The sequence below is a fragment of the Pseudoxanthomonas putridarboris genome (assembly GCF_038321125.1).
Classification (GTDB): Bacteria; Pseudomonadota; Gammaproteobacteria; order Xanthomonadales; family Xanthomonadaceae; genus Pseudoxanthomonas_A; species Pseudoxanthomonas_A putridarboris.
This window is the reverse complement of the sequence record NZ_JBBWWT010000012.1, coordinates 50,268-71,184: the sequence shown is the minus strand read 5'-3', so window position 1 is coordinate 71,184 and position 20,917 is coordinate 50,268. Positions and strand designations below refer to the sequence as shown.

General features: G+C 68.6%; 8 protein-coding genes. 6 read left to right on the top strand and 2 right to left on the bottom strand.

Translation table 11 applies throughout. The features are described from left to right. Together purL and AAD027_RS17505 are read left to right on the top strand one after the other, a co-directional pair. The coding region (purL, locus tag AAD027_RS17510) for a phosphoribosylformylglycinamidine synthase (protein WP_341727320.1) at positions 1–2,345 on the top strand (2,345 nt) is incomplete at its 5' end. Between the two features lie 72 nt (positions 2,346–2,417). Beyond that, positions 2,418–3,155, top strand: a complete 738-nt coding sequence (locus tag AAD027_RS17505; protein WP_341727319.1) for a response regulator transcription factor — start codon at positions 2,418–2,420, stop codon at positions 3,153–3,155. Between the two features lie 55 nt (positions 3,156–3,210). Here AAD027_RS17505 and AAD027_RS17500 read toward each other — a convergent pair whose 3' ends face one another. After that, the gene (locus AAD027_RS17500) at positions 3,211–4,581 is read right to left on the bottom strand and encodes a sensor histidine kinase (protein WP_341727318.1); all 1,371 of its coding nucleotides are present in this window, start codon (positions 4,579–4,581) and stop codon (positions 3,211–3,213) included. Between the two features lie 288 nt (positions 4,582–4,869). On the opposite strand from AAD027_RS17500, the gene AAD027_RS17495 reads away from it, so the two are divergent. The 4 genes from AAD027_RS17495 to AAD027_RS17480 all read left to right on the top strand — a co-directional run bounded on the left by AAD027_RS17495 (position 4,870) and on the right by AAD027_RS17480 (position 14,697). After that, positions 4,870–10,173, top strand: coding sequence for an ESPR-type extended signal peptide-containing protein (locus AAD027_RS17495; RefSeq protein WP_341727317.1), 5,304 nt, complete (start codon positions 4,870–4,872; stop codon positions 10,171–10,173). Positions 10,174–10,330: 157 nt separating this feature from the next. Next, the gene (locus AAD027_RS17490; RefSeq protein WP_425605487.1) at positions 10,331–12,199 is read left to right on the top strand and encodes a S8 family peptidase; all 1,869 of its coding nucleotides are present in this window, start codon (positions 10,331–10,333) and stop codon (positions 12,197–12,199) included. Positions 12,200–12,503: 304 nt separating this feature from the next. Further along, a complete protein-coding gene (gene gspE, locus AAD027_RS17485) occupies positions 12,504–14,222 on the top strand; it encodes a type II secretion system ATPase GspE (RefSeq protein ID WP_341727316.1) in 1,719 nt (572 codons plus the stop codon). Between the two features lie 4 nt (positions 14,223–14,226). After that, positions 14,227–14,697 carry a hypothetical protein gene (locus AAD027_RS17480; protein WP_341727315.1) on the top strand — a complete coding sequence of 157 codons (471 nt, stop codon included), beginning with the start codon at positions 14,227–14,229 and terminating at the stop codon, positions 14,695–14,697. An 81-nt stretch (positions 14,698–14,778) separates the two neighbouring features. On the opposite strand, the gene AAD027_RS17475 is transcribed toward AAD027_RS17480, so the two are convergent. Continuing rightward, positions 14,779–20,667 (bottom strand): ESPR-type extended signal peptide-containing protein, encoded by a 5,889-nt coding sequence (locus tag AAD027_RS17475; RefSeq protein WP_341727314.1) that lies wholly within the window; start codon positions 20,665–20,667, stop codon positions 14,779–14,781. Positions 20,668–20,917: the final 250 nt, after the last annotated feature.

The window sequence follows — 20,917 nt, the reverse complement described above, 5'->3', positions numbered from 1 at the left end:
GCGGGGGGGTGGGGGCCAAGGCGGCCGATGGCCCCCACCCCACCCCTCCCCCGCAGGCGGGGGAGGGGGTTGATCCGTACCCCATCGACCTCCCCATGGACGTCCTCTTCGGCAAGCCGCCGAAGATGCACCGCGACACCCGTTATCCGGCCGCGCCGAAGTGGCCCGCGTTGCGGACCGCCGGATTGGACCTGCATGAAGCCGGCCTGCGCGTGCTGGCGCATCCCACCGTGGCGGCCAAGCAGTTCCTGATCACCATCGGCGACCGCAGCGTGGGCGGCCTGACCGCGCGCGACCAACTGGTCGGCCCGTGGCAGATGCCGGTGGCCGACTGCGCGATCACCCTGTCCGACTATGAGGGTTTCGTCGGCGAGGCGATGGCCATCGGCGAACGCACGCCGCTGGCGCTGCTGGACACCGCCGCCGCCGCACGCATGGCGGTGGGCGAGGCGATCACCAACCTGTGCGCCGCGCCGGTCGAATCCCTGCACCGCGTGAAGCTGTCCGCCAACTGGATGGCCGCTGCCGGCCATCCCGGCGAGGACGCGCTGCTGTTCGATGCGGTCAAGGCCGTGGGCATGGAACTGTGCCCCGACCTGGACATCAGCATCCCGGTGGGCAAGGACTCGCTGTCGATGCAGGCGCAGTGGCAGGTTGCCGGGATTGGAGATTCGGGATTGGGGATTGGTGAAAAACAATCCGCTTCTTCGAATCCCGAATCCCGAATCCCGAATCCCGGCGAAACGCACAAAAGCGTTTCGCCCGTCTCGCTGATCATCAGCGCGTTCGCGCCGGTCACCGACGTTCGCCAGCAACTGACGCCGCTGCTGTCGCGCGAGGACGACAGCGAGCTGTGGCTGATCGGCCTGGGCGCCGGCAAGAAGCGCCTGGGCGGCTCGGTGCTGGCGCAGGTATATCCGCAATCGGGTGGCGACAGCGCATGGCCGGCCTTCGCCGGCGACGGGCGCGACGAGAGCGTCCCCGATCTGGACGATCCGCAGCGCCTGCGCGATTTCTTCCACCTGATCGCCGATGCGCGCGAAGCCGGCCTGTTGCTGGCCTACCACGACCGCAGCGACGGCGGCGCGTTCGCCGCGCTGTGCGAAATGGCGTTCGCCTCGCATCGTGGCCTGGACATCAACCTCGATGGCTGGGGCGACGATCCGTTCCGCACGCTGTTCGCCGAGGAACTGGGCGCGGTGGTGCAGGTGGCGGATGAGGACCGCGCCGCCTTCGCCGACCTGGTCGAACGCCACGCACTGACCGAGTGCGCGCAGCGCATCGCACGTCCCACCACCGCCGCGGCGATCCGCGTGCAGCAGGACGGCGACGTGCTGGCCGAATGGCGCTGGGAGGAATTGTTCGACGCCTGGTGGTCGGTGACCCACGCCATGCAGAAGCTGCGCGACAACCCGGAGACGGCCGACGAGGAGCGCGACGCCGCGCGCCAGTTCGCCCGCACGGGCCTGAAGCCGAAGCTGACCTTCGACGCGGCGGAAGATGTCGCCGCGCCGTACATGGATGTACAAGTGTCGCGTGCGCAGGACGCGCAGGAGCGACCGCCCTTCATCGCCAGCGGCAAACGCCCGAAGGTGGCGATCCTGCGCGAGCAGGGCGTCAACGGCCAGATCGAAATGGCCTCGGCGTTCACGCGTGCCGGCTTCGACGCGTTCGACGTGCACATGAGCGACCTGATCGGCGGCCGCGTGGCGCTGGACGGTTTCAGCGGCATCGCCGCGTGCGGCGGTTTCAGCTATGGCGACGTGCTGGGCGCGGGCCGCGGCTGGGCCACGTCGATCCTGGAACGCAACGACCTGCGCGATGCGTTCGCGGCGTTCTTCGCGCGGCAGGACACGTTCGCGCTGGGCGTGTGCAACGGCTGCCAGATGATGAGCCAGCTGAAGGACATCATCCCCGGTGCGACGCACTGGCCGCGCTTCCTGCGCAACCGCAGCGAGCAGTTCGAGGCGCGCGTGTCGCTGCTGGAAGTGATGGAGTCGCCGTCGGTGTTCTTCCGCGGCATGGCCGGCTCGCGCATTCCCGTGGCCGTGGCGCATGGCGAGGGACGCGCGGAATTCGCCAGCGCGGCGGACCAGGGCGCCGCGCGCATCGCGCTGTGCTTCGTCGATGGCGACGGCCAGGTGGCCACGTCGTATCCGCAGAACCCCAACGGTTCGCCCGACGGCATCACCGGCCTGACCAGCGACGACGGCCGCGCCACCATCCTGATGCCGCACCCGGAGCGCACCCCGCGCAGCGTCAACCACAGCTGGCATCCGGCCGACTGGCCCAAGGACTCGCCGTGGCTGCGCATGTTCCGCAACGCAAGGGTGTGGGTGGGCTGAGACGACCGCTTCGGGACGCGCGCGCGGCGGTACTATCCTTGGTCCAGGTTCCGCAGGTGGGCGTAGGTGAAGATGCGCGACAAATGTGACAAGGCGGGTCGTGCCGGATCGCTGCGCGTGGCGGTGGTCGAGGACGATGCGCTCTTGCGCGAGAAGATCCTGCTGCCCGGCCTGGCCGACTACGGGTTCGAGGCGGCCGGTTTCGACAGCGCCGCCGCGCTCTATCGGCGCATGCTGGTGGAGCGCTTCGATATCGTCGTGCTGGACATCGGTCTTCCAGACGAGGACGGTCTCAGCGTGGCGCGCCATTTGCGCGAGGTCTCCCGCACGCTGGGCATCGTCGTGCTGACCGGCAACCGGGGCCGCACGGAGCACGTGCAGGCATTGTCGGATGGCGCGGATGCCTTCCTGTCCAAGCCGGTGGATTGCGAAGTGCTGGCGGTGACCCTGCACAGCCTGGCCCGCCGGCTGGAGAGCGCTGCCGATGGATCCATGCCGGCGGCGACGAACTCCGAGCCGCGCCATTGGCGGTTGGCCACCGATGGCTGGTGCCTGATCGCCCCGTCCGGCGGAATGCTGGCGCTGACGATGCCCGAACGCAGTCTGTTGTCCGTGCTGGACGCCTCGCGTGGGCAACCGGTGGGGCGGGAAGCATTGATCGCGGCCTTGTCGGACGAGGTTTCCGAATTCGATCCGCACCGGCTGGAGATGCTGGTCCATCGCCTTCGCCGCAAGGCCGGCACGATCTCGACCGACGACCCGCCCTTGCCGCTGCTGGCCGCACGCGGCGTGGGTTACCTGCTGGCATAGCTCCGCGTTCGGAGGGGCGTGGCGACGGGAAAAGCGTCGCGCCCAAGGAGCGCTCCTACGCGGGGTCGGCGGCCAGGGGCAACACGATGCGCAGCGTGCTGCCTTGGCCGGGGACGCTTTCGGCGTGGATGCCGCCCCCGGCTTCGATCACCATGTCGCGCACCATCGACAGGCCCAGCCCGGTGCCGCTGCCACTGGGCTTGGTGGTGAAGAAGGCATCGAATATCCGCTCGCGTACCGCCTCCGGCATGCCCACGCCGCTGTCCGACAACGCCAGTTCCAGGTGCTGCGCATCCGCTGCACGTTGCGCGAGGATGCGGAAATCGCCGCCGTCCGGCATCGCATCGCGCGCATTGGCGGCGATGTTCAGCAGCATCAACTCGAAGCGCCCGCGGTCCAGCAGTATCGGCAGCGGACCCGCGTCGCCTTCCAGCCGCACGCGGATGTCCGCGGCGAACAACTGGCGCAGCATCGGCAGCATGTCGCGCAGCGCCTGCAGAGCGTCGAACACTTCCGGGCGGGAGACCTCCTGCCGGCTGAGGTTGAGCAGCTTGCGGTTGATGGCCAGCGCGCGGCGGGCGGCCAGTTCCACGTCTTCCAGTGCATCCAGCAGCGCCTGCGGTCCCCGGTCGGCGATCCGCTCGCGACGGGCCGCATGGCCCAGCACCACCGACAGGATATTGTCGAAATCGTGCGCCACGCCGCTGGCAAGACGGCCCGTGGCTTCCACTTTCTGCGCATGGATCAACTGCTCGCGGGCGCGTTCGCGTTGCACGATCTCGTGCCGCAGCCGCTCATTGGCCAATTCCAGTTCCCGTCCGCGCGCGTTGGATTCCTCCAGGCTGGCGCGCAGCGCGGCCACCGTGCGGTCCAGCAGGATGGCGACCAGCAGGTAGACGATCGTCATCGAAACCAGCTTGCCCGCCATCGCGGCCGGGGCCGCGCCATCGCGCTGCGTTGCGCGCAGGACATCCAGCAGCAGGCACGCCGCCAGTATCGACAGCAGCACCGCCAGCGTGATCCACAGCGCGCGCCGGCCCATCACGAGTCCGGCGATGGCGAGGAGCAACAACGGGATGGGATCCAGGCCCAGATTGTCCATGCCGGCGCTGGCGTATGCCGCGCCCAGGCACAGCAGCAACACACCCAGGAACAGCGTCACTCCCTGGCGGAAACGGCCTTGCCGGATCAGCCAGACCCCGGTCCAGGCCGCGGCAACGATCAACGCATCCGTCGTCAGATCGACGGCCAGCCACGCTGGAGGCGTCGCATGCCGGGAAAGCGTCGCGTACAGGAACAGCACTTTGTTGAGCGGGACGAACGTGCCGATGAACATCATCAGCAACTGCACGAACGGCGCGTTGCGGTGATCCACCGGATCGTTCACCGGCACCTGCGTCAACCAATGTCGGATCGTATTGCCCATCAAAGTCACATTGCGCCATAGACCGCTTCGGCATTGTGATGCCACGAGTATCGGTGAGCAATCGGAATATCTGTGAGTTTCAGGAAAAAAGCCGAAAAAACAGTGGTTTTTCGTGCGTGACATGCCGTTGGCGGCATTCCATCGTTAGCTGCCGATGAATGCTGGCTTACTCCACGGAAAGTCACATTCAGACGGATGCAATAGCTCCCTCCCGCGGTACGCAATCAGTCGCCCGACGTCGATCTCGCTATCGGGCGGCTCCCAATCACTGGCAGCCGGAGAAGTGCGTTGAACAAGATTTTCAGCAAGGTGTGGAACAAGGAATTGGGTCAGGTGGTGGTGGCTTCGGAACTGGCCGCGATGCGCGGCGGGAGCGTGACGACGGCAGGCAAGCGCGGTCGTGCCCCGGCGCGTGCCTTGCTGGCGCTGTTCCTTCTGCTGCCTGCGGTGGGGGCGCTGGCCGCCGATGCCTATTGCGTGGATGAAGACGGCAACATCCTCGGCACCACCACCGGGAGCGGGACGGAGGTGGTTTGCGGCGACGGCGCCGGCACGCTGGGCGGCAATGCCATCGCCATCGGCTACGGCAGCAGCGCGTGGTTCAATTCGTCGGTCGCGGTGGGCGCCTCCAGCATCGCCGGCGGCCTGGGGGCCATCGCCATCGGCGACTCGGCCTATGCGTTCAACGACGCCACCACGGTGGTCGGCCAGAACGCCATGGCCTTCGGCCTGGGCGATACGGCCATCGGCAACATGGCCTACGTGGAGACCACGTACGGCGGCGGTACCGGGCTGGGCACGCTGAGCGAGGTGCATGCCGACGGCGGTACCGCGCTGGGTGCCGAAGCCTATGTCGGCTACAACGGTTATGGCGCCACCGCGGTCGGCCGCACGGCCACGGCCAATGGCGAGGCCGCCGTGGCGGTGGGCGCCTTCAGCTATGCCATCGGCGACGGCGCCACCGCACTGGGTGGCCGCTTCGATATTGGCGACTATCTGGGCGTGGGGACCTTCTACATCGAAACCAGCGCCATCGGTACCGGCGCCACGGCGGTGGGCGCGGCGGCGCTGGCGCTGGAGGAAATGGGCACGGCGGTGGGCACCTGGGCCGAGGCCGACGCCGCCGGCGACACCGCACTGGGTGCGTTCGCCTGGGCCGACGGCGAACTCAGCACCGCGGTCGGCTTCGGATCCGAAGCGCATGGCTACAACAGCGTGGCGCTGGGTGCGGGCTCGGTGGCTGTCCGCGACGACACCGTGTCGGTGGGCGACGTGGGCGCCGAGCGCCAGATCGCCAACGTGGCGGCGGGTACCGAGGGCACCGATGCGGTCAACCTGGACCAGTTGAACGCGGCTACCGCCAGCGGCAAGTACATCGCGGCCACGGGCAACTACGACCCGGCCGACCCGGATGCCGATCCGGGCGCGTACGCCGAAGGCCTGAACGCCACGGCCGTGGGCGATGCCACCAATGCCATCGGCGATGGCGCCACGGCGGTGGGCAGCGGCGCCAATGCCTGGGCCGACAATGCCACCGCCGTGGGCTTCAATGCGCTGGCCATCGGCGAATCGGCCAGCGCGTTCGGCGCGGATGCGCAGGCCACCGGCCACTTCAGCACGGCTACCGGCCCGGCCAGCGGCGCCAGCGGCTTGCAGGCGTCTGCGGTGGGCTACAGCAGCGTCGCCGCCGGTGACGCGTCGACCGCCGTGGGCGGCTTCAGCAGCGCCGGGGGCAACTTCGGTTCGGCGTTCGGCTACGGCGCCGATGCTTCGGGCAGCGGCAGCCTGGCCGTGGGCGCGGATGCCTGGGGCCGGGGTGGCAACTCGGTGGCGCTGGGCAACACGGCGTATGCGGGCGGCTTCGACTCGGTCGCCATCGGCTGGAACAGCGCCGCTGAGGGCTGGGACTCGGTGGCCATCGGTGGCTGGAGCACGGCGGACAGTTACTACAGCGTGGCGGTGGGTGGCAGTTCCTACGCGCAGGGTTGGAATGCGACCGCGGTGGGTTACGCGGCCAGCGCTGGCGAGGCGGGCGTGGCGGTCGGCAACGGTGCGCGTGCCGGCAACTGGGTCGACGACGGCAGCGGAACCGGCACCGAGGTGTTCCAGACCTCGTTGGGCACGGCAGTGGGCAACCAGGCAGTGGCGTCGGGGTTCTCCTCGACCGCCTTGGGCGGACTTTCCATCGTTTCCTTCACTTCAGCCACGGCCAGCGGGATGAGCGGCACGGCGTTGGGATCGGGATCTCTGGCGGGCAGCTACTGGGACAGCCCGCTGGTGGGCGACTACACCACGGCGGTGGGTTCGGAGTCGTGGGCGATCGGCATGTACGGCGTCACGCTGGGCTACAACAGCTTCGGCAACGCCGACCAGGCCACGTCGCTGGGCGCCAACGCCTGGGTGCAGGATACGGCCACCAACAGCGTGGCGCTGGGCTATGGCTCGTACGCGGATCGTCCCAACACGGTGTCGGTTGGCGCGGCGGCGGACTGGTCGCCGTCGCTGGACGGTTCGGCACCGACCATCGTGGCCTTCGACCGCCAGATCACCAATGTGGCGGCCGGCACCGAGGGTACCGATGCGGTGAACCTGGATCAGTTGAATGCCGTGGCCGAGGCTTCGGAAGGAGCCACGCGCTACTTCAAGGCCAACGGCGCCAACGACGGCTCCGACGACGCCGAGGCCAGCGGCGCCGGCAGCGTCGCCGCCGGCCCGAGCGCCGTGGCCAGCGGAACGGAAGCGGCGGCCTACGGGTTCGGCGCGGTAGCCGAAGGCGGGTATTCGACGGCGCTGGGCGGCAATGCGCTGGCAACGGGCTTCAACACCACGGCCTTGGGCAACTTCAGCGAGGCCTCGGGCCAGTCGGCGGTGGCGCTGGGTTCGGACAGCGTGGCGGGAGGCGACTACAGCCTGGCGGTAGGCCAGGCGGCCATCGCCAGCGGCTACAACAGCGTGGCGGTGGGTGGCGCGTTCGCCGGGTTCCTGCCGGCGGAAGCCTCGGGCGATTACTCCACGGCGGTGGGCGGTGCGGCCTGGTCGCCGGGCGGGAACAGCACGGCGGTGGGCAACTTCTCCACGGCGTTCGGCGACGACAGCGTGGCCATTGGTGCGGATGCGACGGCGTATGCGGCGGGCAGCGTGGCGCTAGGCCAGGGCTCGTACGCCGACCGCGACAACACCGTGTCGGTGGGCGACGTGGGCGCCGAGCGCCAGATCGCCAACGTGGCGGCCGGTACCGTCGGGACAGACGCGGTCAACCTGGACCAGTTGAACGCGGCCACCGCCAGCAACAAGTACTTGGCGGCCACAGGCAATTACGACCCGGCCGACCCGGATGCCGATCCGGGCGCGTACGCCGAGGGCCTGAACGCCACGGCCGTGGGCGATGCCACCAACGCTATCGGCGACGGCGCCACGGCGTTGGGCAGCGGCGCCAATGCCTGGGCGACCAACGCCACCGCGGTAGGCTTCAATGCGACGGCCACCGGCGAGAACAGTGTGGCCTCCGGTTACGGCGCCCAGGCCGCCGGCCTGAACAGCATCGCCACCGGCACCAATGCCCAGGCCGTCAGCGACAACGCCATTGCCATCGGCGCGGACAGCTTCGCCCAGAACGGCGCCCTTGTCATCGGCAACGGCAGCGTAGGCAACGGCAACGCCAGCATCGCGCTGGGCACGGCCAGCCTGACCAATGGCGCGTTCGCCGTGGCCGTGGGTCCGCTGGCCACGGCCGACGGCCCGTTCTCCACCGCATTGGGCGCGTTCAGTTGGGCCAATGCCTGGAACGCCACCGCGTTGGGTTCCGGCGCATGGTCGGACTACGAGGGCACCGCCGTGGGCGCCAACAGTGCGGCGGGCTTCGCGGGCACGGCGATGGGCGCGTACAGCTACGCTGGCGACGCCTCGGTGGCAGTGGGCCACGGCGCCAGCGCCGAAGGCGCCAGCACCGCAGTGGGCCAGTCGGCCTATGCCGGCGGCAACTTCAGTACCGCGGTGGGCGGCCTGTCCGACATTTCCTACACCTCGGCCACCGCCAACGGCACTTACAGTACCGCGCTGGGTTCCGGGTCGAAGGCGGGCAGCTACTGGGATAGCCCGCTGGTGGGCGACTACACCACGGCGGTGGGTTCGGAGTCGTGGGCGATCGGCATGTACGGCGTCACGCTGGGCTACAACAGCTTCGGCAACGCCGACCAGGCCACGTCGCTGGGCGCCAACGCCTGGGTGCAGGACACGGCCACCAACAGCGTGGCGCTGGGCTATGGCTCGTACGCGGATCGTCCCAACACGGTGTCGGTTGGCGCGGCGGCGGACTGGTCGCCTTCGCTGGACGGTTCGGCGCCGACCATCGCCGCCTTCGACCGCCAGATCACCAACGTGGCGGCGGGTACCGAACTGACCGATGCGGTGAACGTGTCGCAGCTGCAGGAAGTCGGCGCGGTCGCCGGCAGCGGCTGGAACCTCAGCGCGCAGGGCGCCAATGGGACCAACGTGGCGCCGGGCGAAACGGTCGATCTGAACAACAGCGACGGCAATATCGTCATCAGCAAGGCCAACGACAGCGATGATGTCACCTTCGACCTCGCCAGCGACCTCGTGATCGGCAACAGCATCACCGTAGGCACGGGCGTGGTGCTGAACGGGAGCGGCCTGACCATCGTGGGCGGTCCCAGCGTCACCACCAGCGGCATCGACGCGGGCGGTCTGGTGGTCGGCAACGTGGCCACCGGCGTGGCGGACACCGATGCGGTCAACGTCGGCCAGCTCAACGCAGGACTGGATGCGGCGGTCAACGAGGCCAATACCTACACCGACGAGCAGATTGCGGGCGTCAACGGCAGCATCACCGATCTGGACGGTCGCGTGACCACGGTGGAAGACCAGGTGACCGGCCTGGACAGCCGCGTGAGCGATGTCGAAGGCCGCATGACCACGGTCGAGGGGCAAGTGGCGGATCTGGACGGCCGCGTGACGACGGTCGAATCCGACGTGGCCGGCCTGGATGGCCGTGTGACCGGCGTCGAATCCGATGTGGCGGATCTGGGCGGCCGCGTGACCACGGTGGAAGGCGACCTGGCGAACACCATCAAGTACGACGACGGCAGTCGCAGCACGGTCACCCTGGCGGGTGCGGACGGCACGACCATTTCCAACGTCGCCGCCGGCACCGCGGATACCGACGCCGTGAACGTGGCGCAACTCGAGTCCGGCGTCCAGGAAGCCAAGAGCTATACCGACACGGTCGCGACGGAGACGCTCACGGCCGCCAATGCCTATACCGATGCCCGCTTCGCTGCCTGGGACGACGACCTGCTGGGCCTGAAGAACGACATGAACCGTCGCTTCCAACAGCAGGACCGCCGCATCGACCGCCAGGGCGCGATGAGTGCGGCCATGCTCAACATGGCCGTCAGCGCCGCGGGCATCCGCACGCAGAACCGGGTGGGCGTGGGCGTGGGCTTCCAGGGCGGCGAGAGCGCCGTTTCGCTCGGCTACCAGCGTGCCATCAGCGATCGCGCCACTGTCACCATCGGCGGTGCGTTCAGCAGCGACGACACGTCCGTGGGCATCGGCGCCGGCTTCGGCTGGTGACCTATCCGTCCACCCGCCATTGCCGGCGGGTGGACCGAATATCGGCACATGCGAGCTTCCGTTCCGGCTTGCCTTCCGCCACCTGATGTCGGACCTGGCGATACCCGGTACGTGTTGCAAGTGGTGCCTTCCACACACACATGAGGATTGCGAACTGATGAGCATGAAAGAAAAAATGGGTTTGATGGTCGCCGGTGGCCTGGCGATGGCCGTGGCAGGCACCGCCACGGTGTCGGCTGCCGGGCCGGCATCGGGTGCGCTGGCGCCGCTGCGGACAGTGCCGGCGGCGTCTGCGTCGGATGCAGGTGCCCGGATCGTCGTCAGGTACCGCGCCGGCACGGCCGCTGCACATGACATCGGCAGCAAGGTCAATGTGGTGCAGGCAGCGGCGCAGCGGGCCAATCCGGTCGTCGCCCCGTTGTCCGGCAGCAGCGTGGGCGGATCCCTCCGCGGCGGCGCGCAACCGCTGCAGGCTACCCACCTGCGCAAGCTGGCGGTGGGTGCCGACGTCATCCGCCTTTCGCGCAGCCTGGATGCCAGCGAGATGAACAACCTGCTGGTGGAACTGAAAGCCGACCCCAGCGTGGAATACGCCGAGATCGACCGTCGCATGTATCCGTTGCTGACGCCCAACGACGCCTGGTATGCGAGCCACCAGTGGAACTTCCACAACGCCACCGGCGGCATTCGCATGCCGGAAGCATGGGACGTTTCCACCGGCGCGGGCACGGTGGTGGCGGTGCTGGACACGGGCGTGCTGCCGGCCAATCCGGATCTCGGCGCGAACCTGCTGGAAGGTTACGACTTCATCACCGATGCCTGGACATCCCGCCGCGCGACCGACGACCGCGTGCCCGGCGCGCTGGACCAGGGCGACTGGAATCCGGTGGCCAACGAGTGCTATTCGGGATCGCCGGCGATGGACAGTTCCTGGCACGGCACCCACGTCGCCGGTACCGTGGCCCAGGTCACCAACAACGCGGTCGGCGTGGCGGGCGTGGCGTTCGACGCCAAGGTATTGCCGGTTCGCGTGCTCGGCCGCTGCGGTGGCTACACGTCCGACATCGTCGATGCGATCGTCTGGGCGTCCGGGGGCACCGTCGGCGGTGTGCCAGCCAACGCCAATCCGGCCGAAGTGATCAACCTCAGCCTCGGCGGCAGCGGTGCCTGCAGCGCGACCTACCAGAGCGCGATCAATACCGCGGTCGCCAATGGCAGCGTGGTGGTGGTGGCCGCCGGCAACAGCAACGCCAACGCCAGCGGCTACAGTCCAGCCAGTTGCAACAACGTCATCTCGGTGGGCGCCACCCGCATCACCGGCGGCAAGGCCTCGTACTCCAACTATGGCGCGGCCGTCGACCTTTCCGCGCCAGGCGGCGGCGCGTATACCGCCGACCCGGGCAACGACGGCTGGGATGGGTATGTCACGCAGATCGCCTACGACGGCGCGACCACGCCGACCTCGGGAACCGGTTGGATCTATCTCGGCTACGTCGGCACGTCGATGGCGTCGCCGCACGTGGCCGCGGCGGCGGCATTGGTGCAGAGCGCACTGGTGGCCGACGGCAAGGATCCGCTCACGCCCGCCGCATTGGAAACCCTGCTGAAGACGACGGCGCGTCCATTCCCGGTTTCGATCCCGGGCTCGACGCCCATGGGTACGGGCATCCTGAACGCCAAGGCTGCGCTGGACAAGGCCCTGGACGAACAGGAACCGGGCGGTCTGGAAGCCATCGAACTGGTCAACAAGGTCAATGTGACCGGCCTGTCCTCCGGCGGTGAGGAAGCGCTGTACCGATTCGAGGCGACGGCGGGCAGCGTGCTGACCTTCCTGACTTCCGGCGGCACGGGCGACGTTTCGCTGTATGCCCGGTTCGGCGCGGAACCTTCCGTCGGCAACCACGATGCCAGGTCCGAGCGCCCCGGAAATTCCGAAACCATCCGCTTCACCGCTCCCCAGGCCGGCACCTATTACCTCAAGTTGACGGGCAGCTATGCCGGCCTGACCCTGGTGGCACGCCAATAATCACGGCTTCCGTATCGGGTCCACCGAGAACCCCGGCTCCGGCCGGGGTTCTCGTGTGTCGTGGCGGGCCAGCAGCTTCCGGCAGCGGCATGCGCTGTACGCACGGCGCATGCGTGCATGGCGCATGCACGCCGCCAGGGTCCACCCCCGCCTCTTGCGGCGTGCAGCCCGGTACGCGGGAAATCCATCGATCACGGACGGTGGGGACCGGCCCGAGCCCGTTCCCGGCAAAGGGCTTTCTCCTGGGAGGCTGACGTGGCCGCAACCCTCGACCTGCTAAAGTCGGTGGCCCAAGGAGGCTCCCGTGAACGCAGCCGTGCTGGATACCGATACTGCTCCCTCTGCCGACGAACGCATCGTCGCCGCGCTGCTGGCGAAAGGGCGGTTGAAGGATGCCGATCTGGCGCGCGCGCGCCGCCTGCAGGAAGAAACCGGCGGCAGCCTGCTGTCGCTGTTGTCCCGCCTGGGACTGGTGTCCGAGCGGGACCATGCCGAGACCGCCGCCGACGTACTCGGTTTGCCGTTGGTCAACGCCAAGGAAGCGCCGGACGTGCCGCCGGAATCGGTGGCGTTGTCGCTGCGCTTCCTCAAGCAATTCCATGTCTGCCCGGTCGGCGAGGGCGAGTCGCACATCGACCTGTTGATGGCCGACCCGCAGGACGGGTACGCCCTCGACGCGGTGCGGCTGGCCACCGGCCGGCAGGTGCGCCCACGGGTGGCGCTGCGTTCGGAGATCGACGACCTGATCGAGCGCTATTACGGCCAGGGCCGCAGCGCGATGGGCGCCATCGTCGAGAACGCGGACGGCGAGGCGACCGGCGACCTGGACGACGTCGAGCACCTGCGCGACCTGGCCTCGGAGGCGCCGGTCATCCGCTTGGTCAACCTGGTCATCCAGCGGGCGGTGGAGCTGCGGGCGTCCGACGTGCACGTGGAGCCGTTCGAGAACCGGCTGAAGGTGCGCTACCGCGTCGATGGCGTGCTGGAGGAGGGCGAAAGCCCGCCGGCCAACCTGACCGCCGCGGTGATCAGCCGCATCAAGATCATGGCCAAGCTCAACATCGCCGAGCGCCGCCTGCCGCAGGACGGCCGCATCATGCTGCGCGTGCAGGGCAAGGAATTGGACCTGCGCGTCAGCACCGTGCCCACCGCGCACGGCGAGAGCGTGGTGATGCGTTTGCTGGACCGCGAGACGGTGGTGTTCGATTTCAAGAAGCTCGGCTTCACCGATGCCTTCCTGCCGCAGTTCCAGAAAGTGCTGGAGCAGCCGCACGGCATCCTGCTGGTCACCGGCCCCACCGGCTCGGGCAAGACGACGACCCTCTACACGGCGCTGAGCAAGCTCAACACCAGCGACGTCAAGATCATCACCGTCGAGGATCCGGTCGAATACCAGATCGAAGGCATCAACCAGATCCAGGCCAAGCCGCAGATCGGGCTGGATTTCGCCAACGCCCTGCGCAGCATCGTGCGCCAGGACCCGGACATCATCATGATCGGCGAAATGCGCGACCTGGAAACCGCGCGCATCGCCATCCAGTCCGCGCTCACCGGCCACCTGGTGCTGTCCACGCTGCACACCAACAATGCGGCGGGCGGCATCACCCGCATGCTGGACATGGGTGTGGAGGACTATCTGATGACCTCCACCGTCAACGGCATCCTCGCCCAGCGCCTGGTGCGCCGGCTGGAGCCGACGCATGCGGAGAAGTATCCCGCGTCGCCGGAGGAAATCGAGAAATTCGGCCTGCGCCGGTTCCAGCCGCAGGGCGAGATCTTCCTGTACCGCCCGCGCGGTTCGGCCATCGCGCCGACCGGCTACCTGGGCCGCACCACCATCGTCGAGTTCCTGGTGATGAACGACGAGATCCGCCGCGCGATCATGCGCCACGCCGGCATGGGCGAACTCGAACAGCTCGCGCGCGATTCCGGCATGCGCACCATGTACGAGGACGGCATCGTCAAGGCGCTGGCCGGCGAGACGACCATCGAGGAAGTGCTGCGCGTGACCGAGGAGGCGTGACGCCATGAAACCCTGGTTCGACAATCGGCATTGGCTGCCGATCGCGGCGCTCGCCCTGATGATGCTTGCGCCGGGCGCGGCGGCGGCCGGCAAGAAGGCGGCGCCCAAGGCATTGACGCGTGCCGAACTGCCGGCGGGATTCGTCGTGGGCAGCGGCGTGCCCGCGCTTGCCCTGGACGTGGAGATCGCCGAAGGCAAGGTGGTGTCGTCTTCGCCTGCGATTGATGGCCCGGGCAATCTGCGCGCGACGCGCAGCGGCGACGACACGCAGACCATGTTGACCGTCAGCAGCGACCTGTCGGTTGCGGTGAAGTTCGACCTGTACATGACGCTGGATGGCGAGCGCTTCACCTACACCGGCACCTGCGGGCTGACGCCCGGCATCTCCTCGTTCGAGATGTGGCGGCAACCGGTCCTCGAATTCGCGATGGGCAATCCGCGGGTCGTGTCGTCCGGGCGGGTCAGCTGCGACTGAGGCCTCCCGTGTCTTGACGGGGAGTCAGCATCGAAAGCGAAGGGCCCGACACGCGCCGGGCCCTTCGCACTTCACGGTGTCCTACAGGTCGACACCGAAACCGATGCCGGCGGACTTCTCGTCGCCGCTGAAGGCGCCACCGATGCTGAAGGACGCGCGTTCGCCCAATGGCTTGGAGTAGCCCAGCGACAACGCGTTCTCGCCGTTCTGCCAACCCGCGCCCACCGCGATGCGGCCGCGCGGACTGCGGCTGCCGGCGGCGTTGATCGCCATGTTCAGCATCGCCGAGCTCATCGCACCCATGCGGTCCAGCCGACGGTCCTGCTGCGAGAAGCGGCGGTCCACATCGCCACGGAAGGCGTTGAAGTCGTCCTCCAGCGCTTGCACCTGGAAATCCGCATAGGCCTTGGCGCTGGCCAGCGTGTCGGCCGAGGCGGCGTCCGTATACGTGCGCGCGCTGTCCAGCGTGGCGGCGTCGCCGGCATCGGCGTACGTCGCGGCACTGGCCGGAACATCGGCACTTTCCGCCGGTGCCGGTACCGCCGGCTGGCCGCTGCTGACTGCGTTTCCGTCCGCACCGGCGACAGAAGCATCGTGGGCCGCCGTGCCTTGTGGCGATGCGGTGGATGCGGTCGAACCGGGCGACACGGATGCGGCCGTGTCGCCCGCCGCCCGCGCCTGGCTGGACTGCGTGGGCGGTGCCGCGCTGTCGGCCGCCGCCGTCGCGACGGTGTCGCCGCCCTGGCCGGAGTACATGCCGTACAGCTCGTTGAGCTTGGCGTCCACTGCGGTGAACGCGGCCCCCACGTTGTTGTAGACCGTGCCCTGGATCGTATAGCTGGGCGCGATGAAGACACCGCCGGAGAATCCGGCGCCACCGCCGAGCGAACTGGCGACGAAACTCAGCTGCGACAGGTTCACCGCATCCGTGGCCGCGGTGCCGGCGGCCACATTGGTGATCTGGCGTTCGCTGCCGGCGCTGCCGACGGAGACGCTGTCCTCGCGATCCGCGACCGAATCGCCGCCGATGGCCACGCTGTTGTCCGCCTCCGCCGTGGCCAGATTGCCCAGGGCGACCGAGTTGAAGCCGGGCGTGTAGGCACCGCCACCGACAGCCACCGAATAGTCGCCGGAGGCTTCGGTCGGCAGGAAGCCGAAGAACGCACCACCCACCGCCACGCTGTTGTCGCCGCTGGCGATGGCGTTGGAACCCAGCGCGGTGGAATCCCAGTTGCTGGCGACGGCGCCGAAGCCAAGGGCGGTGGCGTTTTCCTGCGAGGCTTCCGCACCGTAGCCGAAGGCGGAGGCGCCGAACGCGGACGCACTGCTGTAACCCCCCACGCTGGTGCCGGCGACACCGGAAGCGTCGCTGCGGAAGCCGACAGCGGTGGCTTGCGTATCCGAGGCGCTGGCTTCGGTACCCAACGCGGTGGAATAGGCGCCGGATGCGTTGGCACCCGCACCCGTCGCGGTCGCGCCCGTGCCGCTGGCGACCGCACCTGCGCCCAGCGCGGTCGCATCGTCCGCCGTCGCTTCCGTGCTGGCGTAGACCGGGTTGCCGTCGGCATCCAGGATGGGATCGCCATTGTCGTCGAACAACTGGCGCTGTCCACCGACCGCCGTAGCACCTGCGCCGGTTGCCTGTGCGCTACTGCCACTGGCGACGCTGTTGGCGCCGGTGGCGACCGAGTTGTAACCCGTCGCCGTACTGAACTCGCCCAGCGCGAACGCACCGGAACCGGTGGCCGTCGAACCTGTGCCTTCGGCCAGGCTGGCCGAACCGGACGCCGTGGCGTAGTCGCCGGAAGCCACCGCGTCATCGGTACCGTCGTCGGCGCCATTGGCCTTGAAGTAACGCGTGGCTCCTTCCGAAGCCTCGGCCACGGCATTCAACTGATCCAGATTCACCGCGTCGGTGCCCTCGGTGCCGGCGGCTACATTGGTGATCTGCCGTTCGCTGCCGGCGCTGCCGACGGAAACGCTGTCCTCGCGGTCGGCGACCGAATCGCCGCCGATGGCGACGCTGTTATCCGCCTCCGCGGTAGCCAGGTTGCCCAGCGCCACCGAGTTGAAGCCCGGCGTGTACGCGCCACCGCCTACGGCCACGGAAAAATCGCCGGAGGCTTCGGTGGGGATGAAGCCGAAGAACGCACCGCCGACCGCCACGCTGTTGTCGCCGCTGGCAATCGAGTTGGAGCCAAGAGCCGTGGAATCCCAATTGCTGGCCACCGCGCCAAAGCCCAGGGCGGTCGAACTGTCGCCGCTGGCTTCGGCGCCATAGCCGAACGCGGAAGCACCGAAATTCGATGCGCTGCTGTAACCGCCGACGCTGGTGGCGGCATCGTCCGAGGCTTCGCTGCGGAAACCGGTGGCCGTTGCCTGGATGCCGGAGGCACTGCTCTCCGTGCCGAGTGCCGTCGAATACGCACCGGATGCATTGGCACCCGCACCGGTCGCCGTGGCCCCAATCTCGCTGGCGGCCGCGCCCGCACCCAATGCGGTGGCATCGTCCGCCGTGGCCTCGGTGCTGGCGTAGACGGGGTTGCCGTCGGCATCGAGAAGCGGGTTGCCTTCATCGTCCAGCAACTGGCGCTGACCGCCTATCGCCGTTGCGCCCGCGCCCGTGGCTTGCGCGGAAGAACCGTTTGCCACGCTGTTGTCGCCGGTGGCCACCGAGTTGTAGCCGGTGGCCGTGCTGAACTCGCCCAGCGCGAACGCACCGGAACCGGTCGCAGTCGCACCCGTGCCTTCGGCGATGCTCGCCGAACCCGAGGCGGTGGCGTAGTCGCCGGAAGCGAGCGCGTCATCGGTGCCGTCGTCGGCGCCATTGGCCTTGAAATAGCGCGTCGCGGTCTGTTCGACTTCGCTGACCGCGGCGTTCAACTGATCCAGGTTCACCGCATCGGTCCCCTCGGTACCGGCCGCCACATGGGTGATCTGGCGCTCGCTGCCCACATCGCCCACCGAAACCGTGTTGTCGCGGTCGGCCGTCGAATAGGCGCCCAAGGCCACGCTGTTGTCGCCGAGGGCCGTGCTGTAGAAGCCGACCGCGGTGCTGTTTTCGCCGCTGGCCCAGGATTCCGCGCCCAGGGCCGTGGCGAAATCGCCCGGCGCATAGGAGAAGAAGCCCAGCGCGGTGCTTTCCAGTCCGGAGGCTTCCGACAGGCTGCCAGCGGCCAGGCTGTAATCGCCGGCCGCGATGGCGCCGGAACCGAATGCGGCCGCGCTGAAACCGCTGGCCCGTGTGTAGACCAGCAGGCCGAATCCGGGGATCAGGTCGGCGGGCCCGCCCACGGCCACGCTGTAGTCGCCGATCGCACCGCTGGCATGGCCGAAGCTGGAGGCGTAAGCGCCGGCGGCCGTGCTCGCGTAACCGAATGCGGAACTCGCTTCGCCGCCGGCTTCGCTCAATACGCCGAACGACGAACTGCCCAGTGCGGAGGCCAGGCTGCCCGAGCCGACGGCGGTCGCGCCCAGTCCCGATGCCACCGTGTTGAAGGTGATCGGATTGCCGTTCGCGTCGAAGGCATCGACCTGTCCGCCGATGGCGATGCTGTAGTCGCCCGTCGCCTCCGCGCTGCTGCCGTTGGCGACGCTGTTGCTGCCGGTCGCCACGGTATTGAAGCCCGTCGCCGTGCTGAATTCGCCGAGCGCGAAGGCTCCCGAACCGGTCGCGGTCGCGCCCGTACCTTCAGCAATGCTTGCCGAGCCTGATGCGGTGGCATAGTCGCCGGAAGCCACGGCATCGTCGGTGCCGTCGTTGGCACCATTGGCCTTGAAGTAGCGGGTCGCCTCTTCAGATGCATCCGCCACCGCGTTCAACTGGTCCAGGTTCACCGCATCGGTGCCGTCCGTACCGGCCGCGACGTTGGTGATCTGGCGCTCGTTGCCGGCGCTGCCGACGGAAACGCTGTCTTCGCGATCCGCGACCGAGTCGCCGCCGATGGCGACACTGTTGTCCGCCTCCGCCGTGGCCAGGTTGCCCAGCGCGACCGAGTTGAAGCCGGGCGTATACGCACCACCGCCGACCGCCACGGAGAAATCGCCGGAGGCTTCGGTCGGCAGGAAGCCGAAGAACGCGCCACCCACCGCCACGCTGTTGTCGCCACTGGCGATGGCATTGGAACCCAGTGCGGTGGAATCCCAGTTGCTGGCAACCGCACCAAAGCCCAGGGCCGTCGCACTGTTGCCGCTGGCGTCGGCGCCATAGCCGAACGCGGAAGCGCCGAAGTTCGATGCACTGCTGTAGCCACCGACACTGGTAGCGGCATCGTCCGAGGCATCGCTGCGGAAGCCGATGGCCGTTGCCTGGATGCCGGAAGCGCTGCTTTCGGTGCCGAGGGCGGAGGAGTACGCACCCGAAGCATTGGCGCCGGCACCGGTGGCCGTGGCTCCAATCTCGCTGGCGACTGCGCCCGCACCCAACGCGGTGGCGTCATCGGCCGTGGCTTCGGTACTGGCGTAGACCGGGTTGCCATCGGCGTCCAGGATGGGATCGCCGTTGTCGTCCAACAACTGGCGCTGACCGCCGATGGCGGTGGACCCGGAACCCGTGGCTTGCGCCGCAGAACCGTTGGCGACGCTGTTGGCGCCTGTGGCGACGGAGTTGTAGCCGGTGGCGGTGCTGAACTCGCCCAGCGCGAATGCCCCCGAACCGGTCGCAGTCGCGCCCGTGCCTTCGGCGATGCTCGCCGAGCCTGATGCGGTGGCGTAGTCGCCGGAAGCCACGGCATCGTCGGTGCCGTCGTTGGCACCATTGGCCTTGAAGTAGCGGGTCGCCTCTTCAGATGCATCCGCCACCGCGTTCAACTGGTCCAGGTTCACCGCATCGGTGCCGTCCGTACCGGCCGCGACGTTGGTGATCTGGCGCTCGTTGCCGGCGCTGCCGACGGAAACGCTGTCTTCGCGATCCGCGACCGAGTCGCCGCCGATGGCGACACTGTTGTCCGCCTCCGCCGTGGCCAGGTTGCCCAGCGCGACCGAGTTGAAGCCGGGCGTATACGCACCACCGCCGACCGCCACGGAGAAATCGCCGGAGGCTTCGGTCGGCAGGAAGCCGAAGAACGCGCCACCCACCGCCACGCTGTTGTCGCCACTGGCGATGGCATTGGAACCCAGTGCGGTGGAATCCCAGTTGCTGGCAACCGCACCAAAGCCCAGGGCCGTCGCACTGTCGCCGCTGGCGTCGGCGCCATACCCGAACGCGGAAGCACCGAAATTCGACGCATTGCTGTAACCGCCGATGGCGGCCGAGGCATCCCCGCTGGCGGTGCTGGTGTGGCCCGCTGCGAGCGATTGCAGGCCCGATGCGGTGGAGTCGTTGCCCACGGCGGCCGAGTAAGCTCCCGACGCGGAGCTTCCGGCGCCATTGGCGGTCGCGCCGATGCCGGCGGCTTCGCTGCCGTAGCCGGTCGCGGTGGCGGTCGTGCCGCTGGCCGTCGCGTCGGTGCCGACGGCGGTGCTGTTCTGCCCGCTGGCGGTGCTGCCGCCCCCGAGCGCGGTGGCGCCCTGGCGACTGGCCGTGCTGTCGTAACCCAGCGCCGTGGCATTCACGCCCGTGGCTTCCGCCAGGCCACCCACCGCCGTGGCGCCGGCCTTGTTGGCGACGGCCTTGTAGCCGACGGCCACGGCGTGGCGACCGGAGGCATCCACGCCATCGCCGCACGACACCGCATTCTCGCCGGGACGGCCGTCCTTGATGGGAGTGCCGCGCGCATCCACGCAGTAAGCCGGTCCGGTGCCCAGCTGGGGCTTTTCATTCTGCTGTGGCGCGCCTTTTTGCTTGTCGTGGGCCAGGGCGATGCCGAGCGGCGCGCCGGCCAGCAATGCCGTCGCCAGCAACGTGATGCCCAGGCGCGCACGCACGCGTGCCGCGCCGCCGACCGCGCCACGCGTGCGGCGCGCGAATTCGGAGGCCACCACCAGCATGCCGAGGGAATGATTCCAAACCTTGCTGTAAATCCTGTTCATGGATACGTCCTTCGCTCTGTGTTTTCGGGGGAATGCGACAGCGCCCATTTCCATTGCGGAACGGGTGGTTTGCAGCGGAACTAACGTCAGGGGGTAGAACCGGGCGGCGTGCGACAGGGGTGGCGCGGCGCCGTCAGGCACGTGTCGTCGTGCGACGGGATGGCGTTAACAGGCCTTGGTGCGCGGACGTGGCGAAAGGCGTCGTCATCGGACGCTGCGGGCGGCCGGGGAAGCGGCCCGCGGACGATGC